The 25,836-nt window shown below is 41.9% G+C and carries 25 protein-coding genes; 8 read left to right on the forward strand and 17 right to left on the reverse strand.

Annotated elements, in window-relative coordinates; all coding sequences use genetic code 11:
- Positions 1-31: 31 nt before the first annotated feature.
- The 3 genes from D9X91_RS03700 to D9X91_RS03710 form a co-directional block, all read right to left on the reverse strand.
- The gene (locus D9X91_RS03700; protein ID WP_121679215.1) at positions 32-1,291 is read right to left on the reverse strand and encodes a M48 family metallopeptidase; all 1,260 of its coding nucleotides are present in this window, start codon (positions 1,289-1,291) and stop codon (positions 32-34) included.
- A gap of 97 nt (positions 1,292-1,388) precedes the next feature.
- Positions 1,389-1,697: an AzlD domain-containing protein gene (locus tag D9X91_RS03705; RefSeq protein ID WP_121679216.1), complete on the reverse strand. Its 309-nt coding sequence runs from the start codon at positions 1,695-1,697 to the stop codon at positions 1,389-1,391.
- Entirely contained in the window at positions 1,687-2,415 is a 729-nt protein-coding gene (locus D9X91_RS03710; protein ID WP_121679217.1) for an AzlC family ABC transporter permease, read from the reverse strand. Before D9X91_RS03710 ends, D9X91_RS03705 begins: the two co-directional genes overlap by 11 nt.
- Positions 2,416-2,534: 119 nt before the next feature.
- On the opposite strand from D9X91_RS03710, the gene D9X91_RS03715 reads away from it, so the two are divergent.
- Complete coding sequence (locus D9X91_RS03715; protein ID WP_121679218.1) at positions 2,535-3,083, forward strand: helix-turn-helix domain-containing protein; 549 nt, start codon at positions 2,535-2,537, stop codon at positions 3,081-3,083.
- 322 nt (positions 3,084-3,405) lie between these two features.
- Here D9X91_RS03715 and D9X91_RS03720 read toward each other — a convergent pair whose 3' ends face one another.
- Positions 3,406-4,182 (reverse strand): enoyl-CoA hydratase-related protein, encoded by a 777-nt coding sequence (locus D9X91_RS03720; protein WP_121679219.1) that lies wholly within the window; start codon positions 4,180-4,182, stop codon positions 3,406-3,408.
- 233 nt (positions 4,183-4,415) lie between these two features.
- Positions 4,416-5,960 (reverse strand): fatty acid--CoA ligase family protein, encoded by a 1,545-nt coding sequence (locus tag D9X91_RS03725; protein WP_121679220.1) that lies wholly within the window; start codon positions 5,958-5,960, stop codon positions 4,416-4,418.
- 308 nt (positions 5,961-6,268) lie between these two features.
- Here D9X91_RS03725 and D9X91_RS03730 point away from each other — a divergent pair, with 308 nt between their 5' ends.
- Positions 6,269-7,459, forward strand: coding sequence for an MFS transporter (locus tag D9X91_RS03730; RefSeq protein ID WP_121679221.1), 1,191 nt, complete (start codon positions 6,269-6,271; stop codon positions 7,457-7,459).
- Positions 7,460-7,773: 314 nt separating this feature from the next.
- On the opposite strand, the gene D9X91_RS03735 is transcribed toward D9X91_RS03730, so the two are convergent.
- The 3 genes from D9X91_RS03735 to D9X91_RS03745 all read right to left on the reverse strand — a co-directional run bounded on the left by D9X91_RS03735 (position 7,774) and on the right by D9X91_RS03745 (position 10,359).
- Positions 7,774-8,532 (reverse strand): TrmB family transcriptional regulator, encoded by a 759-nt coding sequence (locus tag D9X91_RS03735; protein WP_121679222.1) that lies wholly within the window; start codon positions 8,530-8,532, stop codon positions 7,774-7,776.
- Between the two features lie 80 nt (positions 8,533-8,612).
- Complete coding sequence (locus D9X91_RS03740; protein ID WP_121679223.1) at positions 8,613-9,602, reverse strand: lipoate--protein ligase; 990 nt, start codon at positions 9,600-9,602, stop codon at positions 8,613-8,615.
- A gap of 22 nt (positions 9,603-9,624) precedes the next feature.
- Complete coding sequence (locus D9X91_RS03745) at positions 9,625-10,359, reverse strand: MBL fold metallo-hydrolase (protein WP_121679224.1); 735 nt, start codon at positions 10,357-10,359, stop codon at positions 9,625-9,627.
- A 195-nt stretch (positions 10,360-10,554) separates the two neighbouring features.
- Between D9X91_RS03745 and yhfH the strand changes: the two genes are divergently transcribed.
- Together yhfH and D9X91_RS03755 are read left to right on the forward strand one after the other, a co-directional pair.
- Complete coding sequence (gene yhfH, locus D9X91_RS03750) at positions 10,555-10,689, forward strand: protein YhfH (RefSeq protein WP_121679225.1); 135 nt, start codon at positions 10,555-10,557, stop codon at positions 10,687-10,689.
- A gap of 225 nt (positions 10,690-10,914) precedes the next feature.
- Positions 10,915-11,445 carry an SCO family protein gene (locus D9X91_RS03755; protein ID WP_121679485.1) on the forward strand — a complete coding sequence of 177 codons (531 nt, stop codon included), beginning with the start codon at positions 10,915-10,917 and terminating at the stop codon, positions 11,443-11,445.
- A 50-nt stretch (positions 11,446-11,495) separates the two neighbouring features.
- Here D9X91_RS03755 and D9X91_RS03760 read toward each other — a convergent pair whose 3' ends face one another.
- Together D9X91_RS03760 and D9X91_RS03765 are read right to left on the reverse strand one after the other, a co-directional pair.
- On the reverse strand, positions 11,496-13,706 hold the full coding sequence (locus tag D9X91_RS03760) for a YhgE/Pip domain-containing protein (RefSeq protein ID WP_121679226.1): 2,211 nt from the start codon (positions 13,704-13,706) through the stop codon (positions 11,496-11,498).
- Positions 13,707-13,780: 74 nt separating this feature from the next.
- Entirely contained in the window at positions 13,781-14,368 is a 588-nt protein-coding gene (locus D9X91_RS03765; RefSeq protein WP_233569543.1) for a TetR/AcrR family transcriptional regulator, read from the reverse strand.
- Between the two features lie 144 nt (positions 14,369-14,512).
- Between D9X91_RS03765 and D9X91_RS03770 the strand changes: the two genes are divergently transcribed.
- Together D9X91_RS03770 and D9X91_RS03775 are read left to right on the forward strand one after the other, a co-directional pair.
- Positions 14,513-15,139, forward strand: a complete 627-nt coding sequence (locus D9X91_RS03770) for a hypothetical protein (protein WP_121679228.1) — start codon at positions 14,513-14,515, stop codon at positions 15,137-15,139.
- Between the two features lie 76 nt (positions 15,140-15,215).
- Positions 15,216-16,637 (forward strand): LysM peptidoglycan-binding domain-containing protein, encoded by a 1,422-nt coding sequence (locus D9X91_RS03775; protein ID WP_121679229.1) that lies wholly within the window; start codon positions 15,216-15,218, stop codon positions 16,635-16,637.
- Positions 16,638-17,005: 368 nt separating this feature from the next.
- Here D9X91_RS03775 and D9X91_RS03780 read toward each other — a convergent pair whose 3' ends face one another.
- The 3 genes from D9X91_RS03780 to hemE all read right to left on the reverse strand — a co-directional run bounded on the left by D9X91_RS03780 (position 17,006) and on the right by hemE (position 19,747).
- Positions 17,006-17,509 carry a DinB family protein gene (locus tag D9X91_RS03780; RefSeq protein WP_121679230.1) on the reverse strand — a complete coding sequence of 168 codons (504 nt, stop codon included), beginning with the start codon at positions 17,507-17,509 and terminating at the stop codon, positions 17,006-17,008.
- 174 nt (positions 17,510-17,683) lie between these two features.
- Entirely contained in the window at positions 17,684-18,619 is a 936-nt protein-coding gene (gene hemH, locus D9X91_RS03785) for a ferrochelatase (protein WP_121679231.1), read from the reverse strand.
- 87 nt (positions 18,620-18,706) lie between these two features.
- Positions 18,707-19,747 carry a uroporphyrinogen decarboxylase gene (gene hemE, locus D9X91_RS03790; RefSeq protein ID WP_121679232.1) on the reverse strand — a complete coding sequence of 347 codons (1,041 nt, stop codon included), beginning with the start codon at positions 19,745-19,747 and terminating at the stop codon, positions 18,707-18,709.
- A 310-nt stretch (positions 19,748-20,057) separates the two neighbouring features.
- On the opposite strand from hemE, the gene D9X91_RS03795 reads away from it, so the two are divergent.
- Positions 20,058-20,582: an antibiotic biosynthesis monooxygenase family protein gene (locus D9X91_RS03795; protein ID WP_121679233.1), complete on the forward strand. Its 525-nt coding sequence runs from the start codon at positions 20,058-20,060 to the stop codon at positions 20,580-20,582.
- A gap of 158 nt (positions 20,583-20,740) precedes the next feature.
- On the opposite strand, the gene D9X91_RS03800 is transcribed toward D9X91_RS03795, so the two are convergent.
- From D9X91_RS03800 to liaF, 3 genes are read right to left on the reverse strand one after another with little or no spacing between them, the layout of a single operon-like run.
- Positions 20,741-21,385: a response regulator transcription factor gene (locus D9X91_RS03800; RefSeq protein ID WP_121679234.1), complete on the reverse strand. Its 645-nt coding sequence runs from the start codon at positions 21,383-21,385 to the stop codon at positions 20,741-20,743.
- The gene (locus D9X91_RS03805) at positions 21,378-22,424 is read right to left on the reverse strand and encodes a sensor histidine kinase (RefSeq protein WP_233569545.1); all 1,047 of its coding nucleotides are present in this window, start codon (positions 22,422-22,424) and stop codon (positions 21,378-21,380) included. The genes D9X91_RS03800 and D9X91_RS03805 overlap by 8 nt, the downstream gene beginning before the upstream one ends.
- An 11-nt stretch (positions 22,425-22,435) precedes the next feature.
- Positions 22,436-23,212, reverse strand: a complete 777-nt coding sequence (gene liaF / locus D9X91_RS03810; protein ID WP_121679235.1) for a cell wall-active antibiotics response protein LiaF — start codon at positions 23,210-23,212, stop codon at positions 22,436-22,438.
- 466 nt (positions 23,213-23,678) lie between these two features.
- Here liaF and D9X91_RS03815 point away from each other — a divergent pair, with 466 nt between their 5' ends.
- Positions 23,679-25,070, forward strand: a complete 1,392-nt coding sequence (locus tag D9X91_RS03815; protein WP_121679236.1) for a hypothetical protein — start codon at positions 23,679-23,681, stop codon at positions 25,068-25,070.
- A gap of 50 nt (positions 25,071-25,120) precedes the next feature.
- Here the strand turns inward: D9X91_RS03815 and D9X91_RS03820 are convergent, their stop codons facing one another.
- A complete protein-coding gene (locus D9X91_RS03820; RefSeq protein ID WP_121679237.1) occupies positions 25,121-25,711 on the reverse strand; it encodes a phosphatase PAP2 family protein in 591 nt (196 codons plus the stop codon).
- Positions 25,712-25,836 lie beyond the last annotated feature (125 nt).

The following is a 25,836-nucleotide window of genomic DNA, read 5'->3' on the forward strand; positions in this document are numbered from 1 at the left end:
CTTCGTACGCCAGCTTTTTTTATGTTTCTAGCTATTTTTTATATTCGTATGTTTCCACCATTTGAATCCTCTCAAGCATTGTTGGGTGTCCGTAGCGGAAGATCTTCACAAGCCAAGGCGGATTTACTTCACTCAGTCCGGACTTCGTCAAGTCCTGGAACGTTTTTACCCCCGCTTTTGGATCATGCGTCATTTCCATCGCATACCGATCAGCCCTCGTTTCCTCATATCGCGAAACAGCATTGGTCAACGGGCTTGCCGCAAACAAAAGGATGGATGTGATTAGGAGGAAGAGCGGCAGGGAGCTTAAATGAGAAATCCCCGTTACTTTCAAATCCTCTTTTCTTTTCATCATTTTTTCCATCAACTTTGAGGTCAGCCAAAGCCCAACCAAAGACAAGAGAAGATATCCTGCAATTCCGAAATAAATGTGCTTCTCAACATAATGGCCCATCTCATGCGCCATCACGAACAGGATTTCTTTATCACTGAGCTTATTGAGCGTTGTGTCCCACAGTACAATCCGGGAATGAGATCCCACTCCTGTAACATATGCATTCAGCGCATTCGTTTTTTCAGACATATTCACTTCATATACATGTTTGGCCGGTATATGTGCTTTTGAAGCAAGATCCAGAATTTTGGTCTCCAGCTGTTTATCTTCAAGCGGATAGAAGTCATTATAAAGCGGATCAATGACCACCGGCTGGATATACATCATGAAAATGGTAAACGGGATGGACAGCACCCATGCAGCAAGCCACCACTTCTTTCGAAACTTTTTCATCAATGCATATAGTACAGCTACGACAATGAGCATCGTGGCGTAGTTCACCCAGAAATCAATCAGTTCATCCTTCATCCAAGAGTGGAAGCCTTGCGTAGAGATATGATAGGTCCTCGACAGACTATGCGATAAATAACTTATCGGAAAGGTGACAATGAAGGATGCTAGAGACAGCCAAAATAAATAAATGGCACTCTGCAGCAAATGAAAACGCGATGTTTTCTTTGCCCATCTCTCAAACGTACGGGAGATGCCAAAAATCAAGACAAGAAAATAAAATAACCAATCGTAAGGAGTCGATAAAAAGAAAAGCAAATTTCGAATCTTTGAATATTCTTCACTGAGCATCTGTTCACGGCCGTTCATAAATGTTGCAGGATCAACACTGCTCCCCTTCAAAGAATGCGGGACAGCCGCATCCGACAAATAAAATAAATAGGCGTAAATCAGCAGGCCAAACAATAAATAAGCTAAAACGGCATTAAAAGCCCATTTTCTTACCAATGTGGATTCCTCCCTCCTTGTCCTCTTCTATTAATGTAGCATTGAAGAAGGAAATTAGAACACAAGAATGTGGACACTTAAGGAACAAAACTAGTTCCTAAAAAAAATATGAATACACACTTAGTATCCCTATGGCTCCCAAAACAACAAAAATGACATTTGCGCCAAGCAGCGCCAAAATAAACGACGCCGCAGCACCGATCACCCCAAACCAAACATCTTGATTTTTAATGAGAAGAATGCCTGGAAAAATAAGTGCCCCCAATGTAGCATACGGGACGTTTTTTAGAACTCCTTGAACAAACGGAGGAAGCTCCCTGCCCCTGAACAAAACAAATGGAAGCATCCGTGGAAGGTATGTGACAACTCCCATTCCGATGATCATCCACAGTAGCTTACTTTCCATGGCCCATCCCCCCTTTTTTCCGCAAATACTCGATCCCTTCTACTATTATGGATGATAACAATGTAGAACATACTATGGCCCATCCCGCTGACAACCAGGAAAAAAACTCGAGTATTGAATGGAAGGCAGCGGCTAGAACAGCTAAAAACATCACTTTCCGGCTCTTTTTTAATGATGGGACAAGGAGTCCGACAAACATGGCATATAATGCGACAGTCATGCTTTCCTGAAGGGAATGGGGAAGGCTTGCGCCAATCAAATAGCCAATCCCAGAATTGATGACCCAGCTCCCATAAGCAAGGACGATCACGCCGTATATGTACCCCGTCTTAACCGTACCTTCTCTGGTGGCAGCGACAGAAAACGTTTCATCCGTAATCCCAAAGGCATAGATGGATTTTGTCCAAGCGCTTGCAGGCTCCACCTTTTCATTCAAGGAGGCTGACATCAACAAGTGACGAATATTTACGATGAAGGTCGTGAGAATGATTTCAAACACACTTGCGCCAACAGCGATCAAGCTCAACGAAATGTATTGTGATGCACCTGCAAAAACAAACACACTCATACTGACAGTTTCCATTAAAGAAAGCCCAGTCGTCTTTGCCAATAGACCAAACGTCAAAGCAATCGGCAAATAACCGACACCAATGCTTACACCACCCTGAAGCCCCTGCCGAAAATCGGAAACATATATTCTTTCCCTTGATAGTTCCATCGATATCCCCCTCAAAAACAAAAACTGTTTTCAATCCGAAAATTTAGTATAATAATAATTATCAGTATATTTTATTATACATATGTGCGTTTTAGTGCACAAGAAGGAGTTTTTAATAGATGGAACATCTTCAAAAACAAATCGGGGAGAATTTGAAAAAAATAAGAAAAAACAGAGAGTTAAGCCTCGATCAAACCGCTGCACTAACAGGAGTCAGCAAAGCCATGCTCGGTCAGATCGAAAGGGGTGAATCAAATCCCACCGTAGCCACCCTTTGGAAAATCGCCAATGGACTGAAAGTATCCTTCTCTACTTTTCTTAAAAAACCGGGCTCTCCCGTAACCATCATCAACTCGGCAGAATTAGAACCAATCCAGGAAGACGGCGGGAAATATAGAGTATTTAATATATTCCCTTATGACCCCAACAAAAAGCTTGAAATCTATAAAGTGGAACTCTCACCGGGCTGCAGCTACACCAGTGAGGGGCACCCGAATGGCGTCGAAGAATTCATCACAGTCAACAGCGGAAAATTGACATTGGAAGTGAACGATGAAGTGTATGAAGTCAAGCAAGGCTCATCCCTTCATTTCCATGCTGATTTTCAACACACCTATCAAGCACAAGAGGAGACCGTATGCCAAATGGTCATCTATTACCATACGTAAAGCTGCATTGGAATACAGTGCAGCTTTACGTATGGTTCTTTTTGAAAGTTTGATATTAATAACAATAATAGAGTAAGGTTGATTTCATTGATAAATCCCAACTGATACTTCGTTAAGCCATTATGTAAAATCGAACTGTTTCCAGGGAACATGACGCATGCTGACTATATTCATTTACCGTTCCCTTTTTCGGCTTCGCGATCTCGACTCGGGCAAGATAGACTCGTTCTCGTCACCTTTTTCAGCAAAAAGAAAATGCCACAATCCTCGTCTGACTGTGGCTGATCTAATTCAATATTCAACTATTTTTTCTTTCGAAAATTTATTTTCCCTTAAATACAGGCTTTCTTTTTTCACCGAAGGCGATGAGTGCCTCCACTCGGTCTTCCGTGGGAATGGTCATTTCATACGCCTTTCTCTCGATTTGTAGGCCAGTGTGCAAATCTGCATTCATCCCATTTTTTATGGCATATTTAGCCTGCTGCAATGCGATGGGACCATTGGCCAGGATGGTATGGACAAATTCTTGGATTGTTTCAAAGAAAACGCTGCGCTGACAAACCTTGGTCACCAACCCGTATTGATAAGCTTCTTCAGCCGGAAGTCGTTTTGCGGTCAAAATAAGCTCCATTGCCTTCGCTTCACCTATTAGCCTAGGCAGCCGCTGTGTACCACCGGCGCCAGGGATGATCGCCAGACTCGTTTCAGTCAATCCCATCACCGCTTCCTCCACAGCAATCCGGAAATCGCAGGCAAGCGCCAGCTCCATGCCGCCGCCGAACGCATAGCCATTCATGGCCGCAATTGTCGGCTGAGGCAGCTGTTCCACTGCAGAGAACACTTCACCGATTTTATAAACATTCCTTTTTACCTGCTGCTCGGTCAACGTTTTTCTTTCCTTCAAGTCTGCACCTACACTGAAGGCTTTCTCCCCTGAACCTAAAAAAACAACTACGCGTACATCCGGGTTGATCCTCAAAGCTTCCACTACATTTTCAAGCTCACAAAGCGTTTCATAGTTAAAAGCATTCATCGCATGTGCACGATTAATGGTCACAAAGGCTACATTATTTTTTTGTTCTAAAATTATGGAATTCATCACAGCTTCCTCCTTTGTTCGTTCAATCTATCCTATTCGACACATTTTTCACAAACCCTGCAAAGAAAAGCGGAGGCGGCTTGATCAGAGGCGAAGAGATTGGACTGAAGCACCGAGAGATAAAGGAAACACGAAGAGCGAAAAGCGATCCGATGTTGACTTATCGTAAGCGTGCCGAGGGAAATCCCACAGCCTCTAGCCGCCGAAGAGAATTGTCGCCTGCCCTAACATAATCAAGATTGAAGAACATGATCCTTCAAAGCTCTTCTCAATATTTTTCCGGTTGTATTTTTTGGCAATTCCTCAATGAAATCGATGGTACTCGGAAGCTTATATTTAGCCAAGTATTTCGTGCAGTATTCCATTAATGCTTTTTCCGAAAGATCCGGGTCGCGTTTAACGACAAAGCATTTGACAGCTTCCCCCATATTTGGATCGGGGACCCCGACAACTGCTGCCTCCACTACATCCGGATGGCCATAGAGCACTTCTTCCACTTCACGCGGGTATACGTTGTAGCCACCTACGATGATCATATCCTTCTTCCGATCAACGATATAGAAATAACCTTCTTCATCCATCTTGGCTAGATCGCCTGTGTACAACCAACCATTTTTAATTGTCGCTTCCGTTTCTTCGGGCATTTTATAATAGCCCTTCATCACATTGGGACCTCTGACGATCAATTCACCAACTTCTCCGACCGGCACTTCCTCCCCGAGTTCATTGACGACCTTGTTTTCGGTGTTCATGATCGAAGTTCCGATCGAGCCAGGTTTTCTTGGCCTGTCCAAAGGATTGAATGTCGTGACAGGGGATGCTTCCGATAAACCATAGCCTTCGGAAACAACGACATTGAATTTTTGTTCAAAATTCTTCAATAATGCCACCGGCAGTGAGGCTCCACCCGAGATACAAAGTCTCAGAGATTTTAATTTTTCCGGATCGCCTTCCGGAAATTGATAAAGAAAGTTGTACATGGTCGGAACACCGGCAAATACCGTCGCTTCAAATTTTTGTGATAGCCTGAAAATCTCTCCAGGACTGAATTTTGGTACAATCAGAAGCGTCGCCCCGCTGATCAATGGGGCATTCAAAACAACCGTTAAGCAAAAAACATGAAACATCGGCAAGGTGGTCACTACGCGGTCTGTATCATTCATCTTCAAATAAGCACCTACATCGCGGGCATTGGAATATAGATTGCGATGAGTCAGCATTGCTCCTTTTGGCTTACCGGTTGTTCCTGATGTATAAAGAATGACTGCTACATCCTCTTCATTAAGCTCAGGGTGGTTAAAATCCAGAGACCCTGATTCAATCACACTTGTAAACGATTTCATTTTTGGGTGTGCTTGAACGACATCTTCTAAGTTCACATCAGGTTTTGTCGGGCACACGACAAAACTTTTAATCCCTGGGAGCAGATTTGCCACTTTCCCTGCCAATGGAGCCATTAAATCCAGAGCGACAACTGCCTTCACATCTCCATCCTGCAATATGTAGCCTATTTCCTCCTGGGTGTAGATCGGATTTATCGGAATGACTGTTGCGCCAAGTCTCAGAGCACCATAGAAAGCAATGACAAAATGCGGTGAGTTCCCCAATAAAAGCGCAATATGATCCCCTTTTTGCACACCAAGCCTTTCCAAACCACTTGCAAACTTCGTTACAGCTGCATCAAGTTCGCCGTATGAAGTTGCCTGATCAAGGAAATAAAAGGCTGGCTTGCCGGCATGAACTTTTGCCGTTTCGTTTAACCGTGAAGATAAATTCATTTTCTCCCTCCTTCAAAAAGGTGAATGATTGATCCTATGGTGAACGGAAACCTCTAAGCTGAATGAATAATCATTCATTTTATATTTTTTAATTTTCAAAATATATTATATAAAAAGAATATTATTCTTTCAAGTTGTTGATACCTAAATACCTAATAGTAAACTATTATTTTAGCAAGATAATGTAATCAGTGCCTGGCACCGAGGTGCCAGGCACTGCAGTCTTGATTGACCATCCATTAAATGTATGTATTTTCCCCTTGTCACCACTCATTTAAAAGGTTACTATCTTAGTAGTAACCTTTTAAATGGATAAAGGAGTTGTGAAACCTTTGAATTATAAAATCTATATTTTAACGGTGGTTGCGTTTGTAGCCGGTATGGTGGAATTGATCGTTGGAGGGATCCTTGATTTAGTTGCCGACGGTCTGAATGTATCGATCAGTACTGCTGGAGAGCTCATTACGATCTATTCGTTTGTCTTTGCGATTGCATCGCCGATATTATTGGTGGCCACTTCGAAAGTGGAAAGAAAAGCGTTGTTTCTTTGGACATTGTTCGCATTTTTATGCGGGAATTCATTATCATTTTTCAGCCTGAATTTTACAATGCTATTCATTTCGAGGATGTTGTCCGCTGCCAGTGGTTCATTGCTGATCGTTCTATGTGTGACGATTGCATCATCGATTGTTAAAGAAGAATTTCGTGCGCGGGCAATCGGGACGATTTTCATGGGTATCAGCGGATCGCTTGTGCTTGGAGTTCCTCTTGGTCTTGTCATTGGCCATCATTTTGGATGGAGGGGGCCTTTCTTTTTCATTATCATTTTGACCGTGTTATCGATGATTGGCGTCTTCTTGTTTCTGCAAAAAATTGAGCCAAAGCCCATCATTCCATTACGAAAGCAGTTGAGCACTTTAAAAGATTCAAAAATATTGTTTGCACAGCTTGCATCATTTTTATTTTTGACCGGTCATTTGACCCTGTACGCTTACCTTACTCCATTTTTACAGGCATCTTTAGGACTGACACCACGTTGGATTAGTATTTTTTATTTCATCTTTGGGATATCAGCTGTATTCGGAGGAGGTGTCGGTGGATGGTTTGCTGACAAATGGGGAGCGAAGAAAAGCATTTTATCGATCATTGGCTTGTTCTCTGTCATTTTGTTCTTATTACCGAAGATGACCTTCTCCATCATCATTTTTGTCATTTTTATGATGGTATGGAGCATGCTCAGCTGGGCAATCACACCTGCCTTGCAAAGCTACTTGATTGAATCTGCCCCCGAAACGGCAGACATCCAGCAGGGATTGAATAATTCAGCCTTGCATTTCGGGATTGCTCTCGGCTCCATCATAGGCGGGGTTGTCATTGAAGAATCTTCCGTTCTGAACAATGCGTTTGTTGGAGGAGCTTTCATTTTGCTCTCTCTTCTTTGTGCAGTGATATCCATTACAAGATCATCGATAAATCGCACAAGCCCCAATGAAGTTTAATAATACATTCGATTCGCATAAGGTTGGGACATAACTAAATCACATTAATCAAAAGGTAAAAAATATCAAGATAACTCATACTTTTAGGATCTGTAATTACACAGCTAATGATTTCCGCGCAAGACTTCGCTTTCCGCTGGGCGGGCGGTGAGCCCGCCGGAGTCTTCGTCTTGCACTCCAATCAACAGCAAGAATAAACTGAATGTAACCAACACGCTTTATCAATAGCTATAAAAAATCCGTACTGATTCGAATTCTAATAAAAGAATTTGTATCAGTACGGATTTTTTTCGACTAAAACTTTTTCCCGTCCTTCAATAGCGCAGCCTCATCAGGAGCTGTTTGATATCTTCATCCTTCATGAGGGTGTCTTCATACTTTTTCGTGATTTCGGTTAAGGCGACATCGTGATAGAAGAATTCGGCAAAAAATTTGACGATTGGTTTTGATTTTGTTTTCATCGCTTGCCAGGATTCATTTTCAACCCCTGCAAAAAGGATTTCTTCGTCATCTATGATGATCAGCCGATTTTTTTCCAGCATACGATGTTCTTCATTCGGAGATAGCACATATAAGTGCTCCAGATTGGCATCGGCTTCCCCTACGATAAGCGCCTCCACTTTTACGCCCGATTTCTCTTTTTTCTCTAAAATCGGTAAATATTCCTCAATTTCATCGTGCCAAATCGAAATGAGGATGGATTTTTCTGCATGCTCAAGTAATTCCTTTGATTGCGCCATGATTGAGGAATCGACCTTCAAGCTCCACACCCGATCATCTGCAAAAGATTTTGTTGGTTTGTTTTCTTTCAACTCATCGATATTTTCCTTAAATTCTGCCGTCAGCTTCTTGATCGCCAAATCCATGGACAATGCCAAATAGAGTTTTTTCTTTTCAGAAACGGAGTCCAGGATCATCCCTTTATCGATCATCCGCGCAAGGACCTCATAGATCTTCGCTTTCGGAACACCGGAATATTTGACGATCATGGCAGCATCCATCGGCTCACCGCTTGAAATTAAAACTTCATATACCTTGCTTTCATACTGTGTAAAACCAAATTTTTGCAGCATATGCCCACTCCCATAGCTCACTTTTTCTCGACTACAATTTTACCATATGAATCAGAGAGCAGCTGCCCGAAAGCAATTGCTTACCAGAGCAGGTCGATAAACGCTTCCTTATCCACGTTTCCAAAATAGTGTTTTACCTCAACCGGTTCCAATGCTTTTTCTATTTCGGCTTTTTCGTATCGAATCCCTTTTAGCTTATCTTCAATGTCGGCAACATCACCGACGCCAAAGAAATCCCCATAGATTTTACAATTTTCGATCAACCCCTTATTCACTTCAAGCCTGACATCAATCTGTCCGACTGGAAAACGATGAGAATGCTGCAGGTTGAATTTAGGGGACTTTCCATAATTCCAATCCCAGTTTTGATATCGCTCCTTCGAGATTTCATGGATTTTTTCCCAATCCTTTTCTGTCAAATGGTATTGCGGTACAGGTTCTTTGCCATCAAAAATAAATTGAAGCAGGAGGCTCCTGAACTCTTCGATTAACACTTTTTTCTCCAGGAATTCAGAAATATTGGCAACGCGGCTTCTGATGGACTTAATCCCCTTTGATTCAATTTTATCCTTCCTTACCTTCAAAGCAGAAACAACATGATCCATCTCTGAATCAAATAGAAGTGTGCCATGGCTGAACATCCGGCCCCTTGTAGAAAATTGAGCATTACCGGAGATTTTTCTTCCCTCCGCCAATAAGTCATTGCGTCCGCTCAATTCTGCATTCACGCCCAATTTCCTTAATGCCTGGACGACCGGCTCCGTGAATTTTTGGAAATTATGAAAGCTATCGCCGTCATCTTTTGTGATGAAGCTGAAATTCAAATTCCCCAGATCATGATATACGGCGCCTCCGCCAGAAAGCCTTCTGACAACGGTAATATTATTTTTTTCCACATAATCAGTATTGATCTCTTCTATCGTATTTTGATTTTTTCCAATGATGATGGAAGGCTTGTTTATGTAAAATAATAAATAAGTTTCATTGATGTCCAAATGCTTTAACGCATATTCCTCTATAGCCAAATTGATCCGTGGATCCGTAATGCCTTCATTGTCAATGAACAACATATCCTATTCCTCCATTCCCAATTCAAACCTCAAGTATCAGCCCTTTTTCAGCCAATTGTACAGGGCCTTTATAAATACTTCCTGCCTCTTTGGAAAGTTGTGTAATATCGCCGAAATGCGGAAGATGTGTCAATATCAGCCGTGATGAACCTGATTCTTTTGCCAGCCGGCCTGCATCCAGGCTTGTCATATGGCCTGCTCCTGAACCGTCCATATCCCCATAAAAGTTGCATTCACAGAGAAGGACGTCCGCCCCTTCCGCAAATGGAACGAACTCTTCCAAAAATGCCGAATCCGCTGTATATACCAACGACTTACCATCGACTTCCATTCTCATTGCATAGCAGGGAACAGGATGCTTTGTTTTTAGGAAACGAATTGAAAAAGGGCCGACGTTCAAAGTTCCCTCTGGATTATAGGCGCATCCCTTTGTAATATCTTTATAATTCAACATGTCGAATCCCTGCAAATCTTCATTATGCGCATAAATGGGCAGCGTCCCATGTGTCTTTCCCAGAAATTTTTGAATAAGCAGTGCATGCTGGAGGACGCCTATGTCGGCAGTATGATCCGGATGGTAGTGAGAAAGGATGACAGCATCTAATTCTTCCGGAACCAAGTAATTTTGCAGCTGTGATAGAACAGCACTCCCGCAGTCCAGCAACATGTGAAAACCATTATGTGATAACAGGTATCCTGAGCTCGCTTCATTCTGCTTAGGATAGCCGCCCCATTGACCAATGACTGTTAACTTCAATATGAGCCCTCCTTATTTTCTTCTATTTTAACTGAAAGGTCCGTACATTTCCTCTCTTACGCGTGTCAATATGCCTATTTTTTCTTCAATACATAAAAACATACCAATATCATTGACGAGAATAGTTCTGTTATAATACAATATAATAAATAAAAACACAGTTCTATAACAAAAAAATGACGGAGGTTGATGGAAATGCTTCATAATGTTGTTGAATTCTTTAAAAATCTACCGGCAAAACACTGTTCAGAATGTGGGGAGCAAATTAACGAGCAGCATGAGTGCTACGGAAACAAATGTGATAAATGCATGGGAGTCAACGAGTTGTAAAAAATCCCCCTAGGAAAGCGAATATGATGATTTCATGAGGCGTGTCGAAGTGTCCGGAACACTTTGTCAGCCTCTTTTTTCTTCCTCATTTATGAAATTTTAAAGAACATTCCCAATATAACACTGTTCTTCCTTGCAATTGGTTTATAATATAGACGGAAATCAATAAAGGGGGTACATATATTGAAAACGCTCCGACATTCATTTTTTATTATTGGAATTATCATGCTGCTGATGGCTGCCGGCTGTTCCTCCAAGGAAAAAGGAACGCCTTTGAAGGATTTCAAATTTACGGACGAAAACAATCAAGCTTTCGGATTGAAGGACATGAAAGGGAAAGTTTGGATCACGGATTTCGTGTTTACCAGCTGCACTTCGGTTTGTCCGCCGATGACTCATAATATGAGCGAGCTGCAGAAAATGGTGAAGAAGGAAGGCCTTAAGGACGTGGGCTTCGTTTCCTTCAGCGTCGATCCTACCGTCGATACACCGCAAGGATTGAAAGAATACGCTGCTAAATACGATGCTGATCTTGCCACTTGGCATTTTCTCACTGGCTATTCCCAGGACAAGATCCAAGATTTCGCCTTGGATAATTTCCAAGCATTGGTCAAGAAGCCAAAAAATGATGATCAAGTCATCCATGGTACATCCTTTTACCTCATCAACAAAAATGGTGAACGCGTGAAAAGCTACAGTGGTGTAAAGGATGTTCCATTTGATCAAATCATCAAAGACATTAAAGATCAAGAATAAGAAAAGCTCTCCCCAACGGTGTCTCTGACACCTAAGGGAGAGCTTTTTTATTATGCCGCTGCTTCCTGGGAAGGGTTCTTCCTTTGGACGCGTATAAATTTAATCACGAAATAGATCATTGTCAATAATAAAAAGCCGATAAAATATACTCCGAGCATATAAATGTTCGTCCACATGAAATCATAATCCCCGCTTGAAATCACCGCTTTGAAAGCTTGAACCGTGTAGGACATCGGCAGCAAGTAATGGATAGGCTGCAGCATTTTCGGTATCGTTTCAAGCGGATAGGTTCCAGCACTGGTCGTTAATTGAAGGATGAGGATGATGACCCCTAGGAACCTTCCTGGATTATCGAGCACTGTGACCAGGAATTGAATGATGGCTATGAAAGTTAAGCTTGTTGCAATGGTTGTCAGGAAGAAGAAAGGGACACTTTCCACTTTCAAATTAAGCCAATTCAGCAAGACGATATCGACAATGACCGACTGCAGGATGCCGACGATGCCAATGACACCGAATTTCCCGATGAACCAGCTGAAGCCGTTTTTCGGATTTCCTGCAGGCTCCCGCATTGGGAAGATGATTGACAGCATCAAAGCTCCAACGAATAGACTTAAAGAAATAAAATAAGGAGCAAATCCAGTTCCGTAGTTAGGTACCTTATTGATTCCATCCTTTTTGACTTTTACCGGTTCGCCCATCATATCGTACGTTTGATCATCGGAGTGGACTGAATTTGCTTTTTCAGCACCATCTGCGAGCTTATCATGCAACTCTTCCGATCCCTTTTTAAGATCATCTGTACCGCTGGATAAATCTGCTGATCCGTCAGCAAGCTTTTGCGTTCCATCGGTCATTTTATTTGATCCGGAAGACAGGTCATTCATTCCTCCTGCCAGCTGGTTGGCCCCCTGTGCCAATTGGTCTGATCCGGACTTTGCTTCCCTCAATTTTTGATCGAAGGTTTCCATGCCACCGATAAGTTTATCCTGACCGGCGGACAATGAATTTGCTCCATTGGCCAACTGTGAAGATCCTTGTGCGAGCTGATCAAGTCCATTTTTCAATTGTTTCTGTCCTGCATTCAAAGAGTTAAGTTTTGAACTAATGGTTGATGCACCTTCTGAAAGCTGTCCAGCGGAACCATCTAAATTCTTCGTTCCATCTGCTAATGACTGGCTGCCATCACTTAGCTTTTTCATAGCCTCTTGCAACTGTGTTTTTTGAGGCTCTGGAAGTGAAGGAAGCATCGGCTCCAGCTGCTGCTGAAGTGAATTGATTCCATCGTTCAGATCTTGAGCGCCGTTGGCAGCTGCATCGGCTCCAGTTTGAAATTTTTTCAGATTATCGGATAATGAAGCAGCTCCATCAGTCAACTGCCCCGTTCCATCGATGATCTTGCCCATTGAGTCATCTGCTTTTTTTACACCAGCTTCGGTTTGGCTTGCACCATTAGCCAGCTTATCCGCTCCTGCTTGCGAAGCTTTTGCGCCTTGGACGAGCTGTTGGTGGCCGTCGACGAGTTTTCCTAGCCCGGAAGAGAGATCAGTCGATCCTTTTGCGACCTCATCAGTACCGGCTTTTAATTTTGAAACACCATTTTCAAATTCAATAGATTTCGAAGCTAATTTTTCAAGGTTATTCTTCAATTGTGATGCGCCATCAGATAATTTAATCGCACCATTTGCCAATTTCTCAGAACCGTCGCTTGCTTTTGAAAATCCATCGCCAAGCTCTTGAATTTTCTCGAATATTTTTTCTGCATAGGTTTTTGTAACTTCCTTGGATAACGAGGCTTTAATATCTTTCATCGCCGATTCACCGATTTGGGATGAGATGAAGTTATATCCCTGGTTGGGGACATATTTCAACTGGAGCTTCTCGGGATGGTCCTCCAACAGTGTTGTAGCATGTTCGGAAAAGTCGCTTGGAATTTCAACAAGCATATAATATTTCTCTCTCTCAAGTCCCTGATAACCGTTTTCTTTATTAACAAAATGAAATTCGAATTTATCGTTGTCTTTCAAATTGTCGACAAGGTCCTTTCCAAGCTGAAGGTCATCTCCTTCAAATGCTGCTCCTTTATCTTCATTAACCACGGCTACAGGAAGCCGATCTAAATGACTGTATGGATCCCAAAACGCCCATAAGTATACACCGCTATACATAATCGGAATAAATAAAATGGCAATCATTGATATTAAGAATTTTGGTTTTGTGAAAATCGCCTTCCATTCAGCCGAAAACATTGATTTTTTCAACTTTAGTCCTCCCCACTATAATTAATGACCATTTTGTTCATTTGGTCATTTTATGGCAAAAAAATTCAGGATCATCACTTTGATAATCCTTTGAACAAATAGAGCTCAAATAAGTTTAAAATCTCATCTTTATTTAATGGTTCATGCTGCTTTTCCCAGTCGAAGATGAGCGACACATATAGCTTCAACATGACAAAGGCAGTGATTTCCGGATCACAAGGCTGGATTTCGCCACGATCCACGGCACATCGAACCTTGTTTTTGATAAAATTAATGATGGCATTTTCAAGCTTCTGCATCACCTCAAGGACCGCAGGGGTGCCAATCTCCCTTTCCTCCTGAAACAACTTAATGGAAAGCTGATGCTGGGTTCGAAATTCAAGGATTTTATATAAGGCACTGTGGAGATTTTCATAAAAAGACAGGCTTTCATCCATCGCCTCTTCGGCGACAGTTTTCATTTCCAAAATCAGTGTAGTGATAATTTCATCGAACAGTTCTTCCTTATTTTTAAAAAAGGTATATATCGTTCCTTTTCCGACGTTTGCAATTTTTGCGACTTGATCCATCGTTGTAGCTTTGTAACCAAATAATGAAAATGATTTTGTCGCTGCTTCCAAGATTAATTTCTTTCGATCGATAGCCAATTCAACACCCCACATCTGACCGTTTGACTGATTTTAAATTTCGGTCATTTTTCCATAAAATTAATTTACCACAATCATTTGTGGATGACAAGGAATGAATGATTATTTATCGAAATAAATTATGTAAAACCATCTTCCTTTTAGAAAGGTGATGATACTATGAAGAAATTCCTTGTATTCACTTCTCTGCTCCTTATTATAACAGGTTGTTCCCACGTATCCCATGCACCGAAAAAGCCATCTTCCATTCCAGTATCCACCAACGTGAAAAAAGACCCTATATCCGATAAGGAACAGGTCATGATAAAAACTGAAGAAATATATAAATGCTTAAAGGAAGAACGCTTTGCATGCCTTTCTTCCTTTATTGATTCAGAAAAAGGTATATTATTTTCACCCTATGTTTTTATACCGGAAAACGCCCTCATTTTCAAAACAAAGGACCTTGAAACGTTGGATGACGACGATCATATCTACACATGGGGGACTGCAGACGGAAGCGGGATGCCGATTGAATTGGCTCCCACTGCATATTTTGACAAATTCATCTTAAACAATCGTGCATCCACACCTGATGAAATCATCTTTGACCGCCTAGTTAAACGTGGAAATATGATTAGTAATCTGAAAGTAAAATATCCAAATGGAATGATGGTCGAATACCATTTCAATGGGACAGAGAAGAATGATGCGATGGATTGGTCCAGCCTATATTTTGTGTTTGAAAAAGACAAACATTCAGAATGGAAGCTCGTGGCATTGATTCACAGCCAATGGACGATATAGAAAATTACACATATTTCACCCATCTGCTGGAATATAGTGATTATGAATCATATGTCTTGTAAGGTGGTGAAAGAACTTGATCATTCACGTTGTTCGATACGGAGAAAACTTGTGGTCGATCTCCAAAAAATATGGGGCGCCGCTTAACCAGATCATGGGCGTCAATGATATAAGCAATGCTGATCAACTGCTGCCGGGAGAAGCATTGATCATTCCCCAATCAACGAAAGAATATGTTGTCCAAAAAGGCGACACCCTTCCCGTGATCGCAGACAAATATGGTATCGAAGCCTCTGAGCTGCAAGCATTCAATCAAATCTCCCGTCCGGATACAATTTATGCCGGGGAGCTTCTTCTCATGCCATTTTTATACTACCCTATCCAAACCGGTGATACGCTTTGGGAAATTTCAAGGAAGTACAACGTTTCCGTCGATGCCATCTTAAAGGAGAACAACCTGACATCCTCCTCTGTCCTGAGTCCAGGACAGACAATAAGGATCCCCACCAATGAAAGACCGGAAATAGAGGTAAATGCATATACGACAGAAACGACAGAGCTTGAAAGGCAGGAAGTTCTCAAGCTTGGGCAATACTTCACCTACCTATCCCCTTTCACTCATGCAGTGAAGGAAGATGGAACCATTACGGCCTTAGGAAATAAAGATGACAGCAAGTTAATTCCAGCAGCAAAAGCGAATCAAGCTGGATCATTGCTTGTTTTGACAAACTTCTCGGATAAATTCAATTCCGACCTGGCCGCATCGATCCTCAGGAATGAGTCGACCCAAGACACTCTCATTCAAAACATATTGGAAGAGCTTCAGAAAAATCAATACATCGGCGTGAATTTTGACTTTGAATATGTATACCCGGAGGATAAAGAGAATTATACTGCTTTTTTAAAGAAAGTCGTAGCCAAACTTCATCCAAAAGGATTTTCGGTATCAACTGCACTGGCTCCGAAGCTGAAAGCAGACCAAAAGGGACTATTATATGAGGCACATGATTACGAGGCTCAAGGAAAGATTGTCGATTTTATAGTCCTCATGACATATGAATGGGGCTGGGCAGGTGGCGCTCCGCTGGCCATCGCCCCGATAAATGAAGTAAGGAAGGTACTGGATTATGCAGTCGCTATCATCCCAAGCAATAAAATATTGATGGGCACTCCCCTTTATGGACGTGATTGGAAAATCCCTTGGAAAAAAGGGACGATCGCAAGGACGATCAGTCCGAATCAGGCATTGGATTTAGCCAGGAAATATAAAGTCGCCATTAATTACAACTATACGTATCAATCCCCATATTTCAGATATACAGATGAAAATGGCCAGCAGCATGAAGTATGGTTCGAGGATGCCAGAAGTATGAAGGCAAAAATGGATGTAGCGAAAATATACAAATTGCGTGGGATCAGCTATTGGGTGCTTGGAAACCCCTTCCCGCAAAACTGGGCGGTGCAGCGCAGCAACTTCCGCGTCAAGAAGTTATTATAAAAGTCTCTTTTCTTATACTTTGTTGCTAAGCTAATAAAAAATGAAAAAAATAGGAAACGTTCATTCAACGAACTAAATACGTTAAAATAGGCATTAGGATTTTAACAACAATCTTTACGAAAACAATCTCAATAAAAAGAAAGTCTCTACATTTCGTATAAGACTTTCTTTTTTATTTTTTTAGTTTGCTCTGTTAAACACCGCTGTTGATTTCCACGCAAGTCTTCGCTTTCCGAAGACAGTAGGTGGTATGCATCCTCGATGTGATGTGGGGTCATACATATCCAAAGGGCTAGAGCCTCTTCGCTTTTCTACTTGGCCGCCATCAGTTGCTCGCATCATCCGCTGCAAGCAACATCAATTATGAATTATTCATCAGCGCCACTATACCAATAACGTGTATAGTCAGTCGTGATAGATGCATGACCTATTTGCCGCAGCATCGCTGTAATGTTGCCTCGATGATACGTTGCATGGGTTACAACGTGCATGACCATTTCTGATAGACTCGTTTCCCTCTTCCCTTCCCATGGTATATCCAGAATCCTTTTCTTTTCAAAGTCTTCTTGTTTAATTAAAAATCCCTTATACTTCTTATATAAGTAGCAAAATAAACTTTCCATTTCTACTATGCTTTTACCTTCCCCTGCGTCTTTCTCTACTTCCAATGCTTCTGGCATGTCTTTCCCAGAAACAATGTAATACCAAAGCTGATCGACGATGTACATGTGGGAAACCACTTTCGAGATTGAAGGAAAAACGCTTTGAATCTCTTGTTGGTACACATCATCGGAAAGCTCTATTAACCGGTTAAATAGGGTTTGATTGGCCCAAATATGATAGTCAAACATTTTTAAAGCTAAGTGAGTCATTTCATTAATCCCTCCTCAAAAAATACGTTTCCAACATCTTCTATACAGAGCCCGTAAAAACCTTTTTCACTAACCCCCCCTATGCCTTACTTGGAAAAAAAGCAAAAAAGCACATCAATTTGCAAGTTCAAATTGATGTGCTTTTCCAGCTTTTAGCTTCTTTGATTATTCAACTTATTTTCCATTCAGTTTTTTCAGTACGACCGAAGCCATGGCGTCGATGAATTCCGGCTGGGCATTCGGCATTTCGGGACGGTAATAGGCAGCCCCTACCTCATCGGTAACGATTTTACATTCCGTATCATTGTCATACAGCACCTCTAAATGATCGGACACAAATCCTACAGGAATATAAACGAAAGCTTTATAATGCTTCTCATTATAAAGATCCCTGGTTAAATCCTGTACATCTGGTCCAAGCCATGGTTCAGGTGTATTGCCCGCGCTTTGCCATCCAACCGCATACTCCTTGATACCTGCGTTTTCAGCAATCATCTGGGCTGTATCTTTTAACTGATCAGGATATGGATCGCCATTTTTAAGTATTTTTTCAGGTAAGCTGTGCGCAGAAACAATGAGGCAGGCATTCTCTCTTTCTATTTCCGGCATGCTTTCATATGTTTCTTTCACCTTGTTTGTCCAATATTCAATGAACTTAGGCTCATCGTACCAGCTTTCCACGGATGTTATGACCGGACTTCCAAGCTTTTCTGCTTCTTCCTTTGCCCTGCCATTATAGGATTTAACACTGAACGTCGAAAAGTGAGGGGCGAGTACGATAGAAACGGCTTCTCTTATACCATCTTCATTCATCTTCTTCACAGCATCTTCGACAAAAGGCTCAATATGCTTCAATCCTAAATAGGCTTTAAATTCAATTTCATCCTGGATGCTATTAAGATGCTCTTCCAGCTTCTCTGCCTGTTCCTGTGTTATGTTTGCAAGCGGGGAAATGCCACCAATTGCATTATAGCGGTTTCTCAAGTCTTCAATAAGTTCTTCAGAAGGTTTGCGGCCATGGCGGATATGAGTATAGTACCGTTCTAAATCTTCTTCTTTATAGGGTGTTCCATAGGCCATTACCAATAAACCCATTTTCTTTTTATTCATAGGATAAGACCCCCGTTTTCTATTAAGATAAGGAATAGTTTGCCTTATATGTTATCCCGGTTTCAACCTTTAATGTTCTTTGATATTTCATTGATTCCTGGCACTGTATTCATGAACGAGAGAGGCAACCCGTTTAAGCGTGTCAGGCTGAACGGCAGGGAATACACCATGTCCCAGATTGAAAATATGTCCTGGCTGGGACATACCTTGATCTAAAATTTCTTTTACCCTCTTTTCGATTACATCCCATGGTGCCAATAAAATCGAAGGATCTAAGTTTCCTTGAAGGGTTTTGGTCATACCCATTTCCCTTGCTTCGCTTATCTGCAGACGCCAATCCAAGCCCACGACATCGACAGGCAGATCATGCCACTCAAGCGCCAGGTGGCTTGCACCGACTCCGAATATAATCAATGGAACCCCTTCTTTACGCAATTCACTAAAGATCTTCTCCATAATCGGCTTGATGAATACACGATAATCAGCTATATTCAAGGCACCGACCCATGAATCAAAGATTTGGAATGCTTTCGCACCCGCTTTGATTTGCGCTTTCGCATATGTAATCGTCATGTCAGCAAGCTTATTCATCATGGCAAACCAGGCATTTGGTTCGGCATACATGAATGCCTTCGTTTTGTTGTAGTTTTTGGACGGCCCGCCCTCGATCATATAGCTGGCAAGCGTAAAGGGAGCACCAGCAAATCCGATCAATGGCACAGAAAGCTGCTCCTCCGTAAGGATACGGATCGTCTCCAATACATATGGGACATCCTCTTCCGGATTAATTTCCCCAAGCCGTTCAATATCCTGCATGGACCGAATCGGATTATCGATCACTGGCCCGATCCCGGATTTGATTTCTACATTTACGCCGATAGCAGGAAGCGGCGACATAATATCTTTATATAGAATTGCTGCATCGACATTGTAGTTTTCCACTGGCAGCCTGGTGACATAGGCACAAAGTTCGGGCTGATGAGTGATTTCAAACAATGAGTATTTCTCTTTGATTGCCCGATATTCCGGCTGCGAACGTCCCGCTTGGCGCATGAACCAAAGTGGGGTATAATCTGTTTTTTCCCCTTTCGCAGCTCTTAAAAAAGTATCATTTGTCATTTTGCTCATTTGTTGCCGTGTCCACCTTTCAATTGATTCTTTCACTATTGTATTATAATTTGCTTTGAATAAAAAATATCTTTAATTTTCAAGCGCTTTCAAAGCTGGAGAAACAATCGTCCAGCATCCGATTATCACTATAGACGTTTTATCATGAAATGTATAGTAAACATTGGCAAATGTCATAAATTTGCCGTTAATCCCAAGGTGATATGCGTTTACAATAATTACGTGCTGGGTAAATATTCATATCGATATCTATCTTATCAAGAAGGATGGGTATAATAAATATAAATCTTAGACAGAGGTGGGGTTTAGAATGAATTTTTTTATCACAAGCGGTACATATGACTTCCTACTGAAGAAATACAATGAGCACACTGATGCAAAGGTTTTCATCGCCCAAAATGCAGAGCGGACTTTGCTGATGCAGGAGGCAGAAGGAGAAACTTTCTTTGAGGAGCCCCGAAAATATGAGGTGATTGATGCCCACGGCGAATTGGAACAAAGAGGATTCTTTGTCTTTAATAATATACCGGTTACCGATGAAGGGAGACCTGTATTTGAATACCGTTTCAAAAACAGAGCAAGGATGATCGAAGAAGAACCCGGTTTCATATCCATTCGTGTATTGAGACCATTGGATTCCGATACATATGTGATCCTGACTCAATGGGAAGATGCGGATGCTTTTCATAATTGGCAGGATTCGAAAGCATATGCCAAAGCCCATGAGAAACGTGGAACCGAAGAAGGTGTGGATGCAAAAAAAGACCTGTTCCCACGTGCTTCTTATGTGACAAAATACAGTGCCCCCGACAAAGAACAATTAACGAATGGCTGATAAAATAGGCTGTCTCGAGAGGTCATGATAAATGATCTTCTCGAGACAGCCTTTTCTTATTCTATTCATTTCCCAAGAAAGGATGCTCACCGCCCGCCTCACGGAATGCGAGCATCCTGCAGCGGAAATCATTTACGAAAAAAGCCTTAAAGGAAAGTCTAATTTTTCTCAAGGACGACTCCATTTCGATTCGCATAGATGGCCGCCTGGGTTCGATCCGATACGCCTAATTTCCCTAAAATATTACTTACATGTGTTTTGACCGTTTTGATTCCAATAAATAAAGATTCACTGATTTCTAGATTGGTCATCCCTTCCCCTAAACACTTCAGCACATCAAGTTCCCTTTCCGTCAATTCGTCATGGGGCTTTTTTTCTTTGGAGCGAAATCGATTCATCATTTTCGTGGCAACTTTGGGCTCGATCACAACCTCACCCTTCATTGATTTATAAATAGCGTCGGCGACTTCCTCTGCTTTTGCCGTTTTCAGCAAATAGCTGTGAGCTCCGGCCTCCAGCGCAGGGAATACCTGCTCATCATCATAGTAGCTCGTTAAAATGATGATTTTACAGTTTGGCAGAAAAGATAAAACATTTCTCGTTGCTTCTATTCCTGTCCCATCCTCCATCAATAGATCCATGAGTATTACATCCGGTTCATGATTTTTTGCAAGTTGGGCTGCTTCTTGACCGGATGAAGCTTCCCCGACAAGCTCGATTCTTTTTTCAGTCATAAGATATGATTTCATCCCCAACCGCACCATTTCATGGTCATCCACGATCAACACTTTGATTTTATCCAACTTCTCCAACCTCCCCGACTGGAATCCGAATATTTATATACGTCCCTTCTCTCTCCTTGGAACGGATTTGAAAGACTCCTCCCAATTCTTCACAGCGCTCCCTCATGGTCTGCAGTCCATAGGAAGTCAACGGCTTCGCATGAACCCCAAATCCCTTTCCGTCATCACTTATGTACAAATGGAGCATATCCTTATGCTTCTCCATGACAATTTTCACGGTTTCTGCATGGGCATGCCTTAAAATATTGGACAATGCTTCTTGAACAATCCTGAATAGATGCGCTTCGGTACCTTTTGACAGGTTTCCTACATCCTCAATCTTCATATCAATATTTAAATGGCTTTTGTCTTTAAGTTCCTTTACCAGTTTATGCAGACCTTCCCCCAAAGAGTCTCCCTTTAAATCAATGGGCCTAAGATGCAGAAGAAGCGCCCTCATTTCCCCTTGAGCTTTTGAAGCGATTTCAGCAACTTGCTCGAGCATTTTTTTCGCCTGTAAAGAATCCTCTTGGATGATTCTGATGGCTGCAGATGAAAGCATACCCAATGCAAAAAGCTGCTGACTGACCGAGTCATGCAATTCCCTGGCAAGCCGATGCCGCTCTTCCATGACCGCAGCTTGATGCGCCTGGTTGGCCAATTCAGATTTTTCGTCTGCAAGCCGTTGAAGTGATTTCACCTGATCCTGGATGAAATCTGCCAAATGATTCATTTCATCGGTAATCATGCCGATTTCATCTTCTTCGAATTTTTCCACCCTCGCCGAGAATTTCCCGCTTCTTAATGTTGCTACGAAGGTAAACAAATCGTCCAGCCTTCCCTTAAATAGATATCCGCCCCTAATGCCGAAATAAATGCTTAATACCAAAAGGACGCCAAAAAGGAATAGAGATAGATAAATAGAAGAACGAAGGGAAATCATTGGTTGGCTCGACAACATAATATAAATTTGCAAACCTGCAAAAAAAACAGATCCTCCGAATAAAGACATCATTAAAAAGCTTTGAACAAACCATGTCCTGATATTTTGCTGTTTCATCGCACGCCCCCCTATACTCGGACTATTCGGATAGAGCCAACACCAAGCTCAACCGTCAATTGCAGTCTTTTAACAGCTTCCTCATAATCAGGGGATTCATAAAAGAGCTCGGCTTTCATACCGTCGGATGTTTGTTCGAAGAGCCTGATATCCCCTATCTTCACTTTCGTATAAATCTTTACCGGCAAGTCTTCCGGGATGATCATTTTCACATCGCCCACCCAACCTTTTACATTTAATGGCGTGGTTTTCTCCGGGATATAAGCCTTTCCAAAGTCAAAATAATAGTCCCCGACTGCATTGAACATATCCATGGGCTCCAATGGCCAATTTGCCTTTTGAAATTTCATATCGCCGATCATGCTCATATTCTTTTTCTTACCGAAAGAAGATTCGTCCTTGTCCTTAACAAAAGGATAATCCGTTTCAAAAGAAATCTTCACTTTTTTCTTTTGAAATATCCCATTGAATGCAATGGATACGATGAGTATCGGCCACAGCTTCCACCAATCTTCCCAGCCAAAATCAATGAGGTCCCAATGGGAGCATAAAATCAGACCGCCGTAGCATAGGGCAAACAAACCGACCAATAGAGATCCAGATGATTTTTGCAGCAGTGCATCCAATAGTTTTTTGAGTCCATATAACGCAATGATTGCAGGCAGCAAGACGACAAAAACCTCTTTTATTTCCAAGGAAATGACACCAATATTCACCAATAAAAGTCCAATTCCTGCAATGAGCAGGAGCAATGATCCAAACCATTGCTTTCCAGTTCGATAACGCAATTGATCCCCCGCCTTTTCTACTATACATATTTATTTTCGTTATCCAATTCATTAAATCCTTTTTATTCATTTGGCTCTTTCCGTAAAGTTTTGCTGCTTTTAATAAAAGGCTCTGTTAAACACCGCTGTTGATTTACTCGGAAGGATGCTCGTCGCTCGGTGCGCTCACCAGCTCCAGGCACCTGAGTCTTGCGAATATCGCACCTTCTGCTTCATTCAACAGCTGGAGAGAGCTTATATTAACAATAAGCTTCAACAAAGCATTAAAGAAAGTCCTTTTCTTATTTATATTTTAGTCTTCAAGCATATCCGTTTGAACATTCATACGCTTGAATAAGCCTCCGTCTTGGGACTGATTTTTTTGTTTAAGGGGCTCACAAGTTTTTTTTCTTTTCATATCCTGTATTACGGAAACCGGGCGTTTATCCCGATTTTCAGTCTCATCTTAATTAAAGGAGGAATTCTAGTGGGAGTGGAACTTATTTCACTGCACTGGCTATACCTTGTTTTCATTGGATTAATTGTACTTTTCATGATTTTTCGCCGGGATACGACGATTCTATGTATAGCAGGCATTTTCCTTATCGCACTGACAGCGACTGGTTCGATCACCCATTCCGTCAGCAGCGTATTTAACAGTTTCATCTATGCAATAAGCGAACTGTTATCCACCATCCTTGTCATTTCGATTATCGTTGCCATGAGCCGGAGCATGACTGCCACAGGCATCAATGATGTCATGGTCAAACCGTTTACAAAGCTGATCAAGTCCCCTGGGTTGGCTTACTGGACAATCGGAATATTGATGATGATCATTTCTTGGTTTTTCTGGCCATCACCGGCCGTTGCACTCATGGGTGCTGTCCTCGTTCCGGTTGCATTAAGGGTGGGGCTGCCGGCGCTGGGCATCGCGATGGCCATGAACTTATTTGGCCATGGGATCGCATTATCCGGTGATTTCGTGATTCAAGCTGCCCCTAAGCTTACAGCAGATGCAGCCGGCCTCCCTGTCAGTGAGGTTGTTCAAGCCAGCATTCCATTAGTCATCATTATGGGATTGGTTACAACCATCACCGCATTTTTGTTTTTAAAGCGCGATATGAAAAAAGGATTGTTGAAGGTCGATTCAACCACTATCAGCGATCTTTCATCCTCCAAAACCAATACAATCATTTCAGAAGGATGGAAGAAATTTTTCGCCTTGCTGATCCCGGTGTTATTTGGTTTGGATATCCTTGCAATGGTTAAATTCAATTTGACTGGGGGGGATGCAACCGCATTAGTCGGAGGTACTTCCATTTTCATCATGCTGCTGATCACATTAGCTGGATTTAAAAATGATGGATTGGAAAAGACCACTCAATATTTGATTGATGGATTTCAGTTCGGCTTTAAAGTATTTGGCCCGGTCATTCCCATTGCAGCCTTCTTTTACTTGGGAGACGCGGGTTTCCAAAGCATCATTGGAGATTATCTCCCGAAAGGATCGCAGGGCATCGTCAATGACCTTGGGGCTGCACTGGCCTCAGCAGTACCTCTTTCAAAAGGTGTAGGAGCCGTTACCTTGACGACGGTCGGGGCGATTACGGGACTTGATGGTTCTGGTTTCTCGGGGATCTCTCTCGCAGGGTCCATTGCGAATCTATTTGCCCACGCCATCGGAGCAGGTGCTGCAACACTTACAGCACTTGGGCAAATCGCCGCGATTTGGGTAGGAGGCGGAACGCTTGTCCCTTGGGCGCTAATCCCTGCTGCAGCAATATGTAATGTCGATCCTTTCGAACTCGCACGAAGGAACCTTCTGCCAGTCGTCATTGGCCTTGTCGTCACCACCATCGCGGCCATGTTCCTGATTTAAAAATTATTGATTTCCCTCACATCATCAAAAAGGGCTGAAAAATTCAGCCCTTACTTTTTATTCCAACCATAAACCCCTGTAGTGAACATAAAAATCGTCACCCCTGCTAAATAGCCTGCAAAAACATCCGATGGATAGTGTGCATGTGTAACAATCCTGCTCAATCCAGTTAGAACTGCACTCAAAACTCCTGCAGAATAAATCATTATCCTTATTTTTTTCGACGCAACTTCTTGATTGATGAAAAAAGCGAGCAGAAGATAAAAGATCATTCCGACCATGGCATGCCCGCTTGTAAAACTGAAACCTTCTTCACCCTGTGCCAAAGGCGGTCTCTCTCTTCCAACGGCAGCCTTCAGCCACTTATTCACCAAGTTGCCACCTGCTACAGCAATTAATAGTAAAAGAATGCCAAAGTAATTTTTCTTTCTCCACCATAAATAAAGAATCAGCATGATGCTTCCTCCGCCTATTATTAACTGGGTGCCTAAAACATTGAAGATACTTAAAAATTTAAGCGGAGTGAATAGTTTGGCTGCCTCATCATCAAAAGTGGCAATGCCTCCATTCAATACGAGAAGCAACATAAAAAGAAATGCAAAAAACGCAATTAAACCTGCTATCATTTTTCTTTCAACCATTTTTTTCTCCTTTTTCTAATTAGTGTATATTCTTATAGTTTAATACATTTATCATTGATTTTTGCTTGTTTCGCAAAGATTATTGTTTTTATCATTTATTCTGATCAACTATCATCATATGGTGT

Source organism: Falsibacillus albus, assembly GCF_003668575.1.
Lineage (GTDB): Bacteria > Bacillota > Bacilli > Bacillales > DSM-25281 > Falsibacillus > Falsibacillus albus.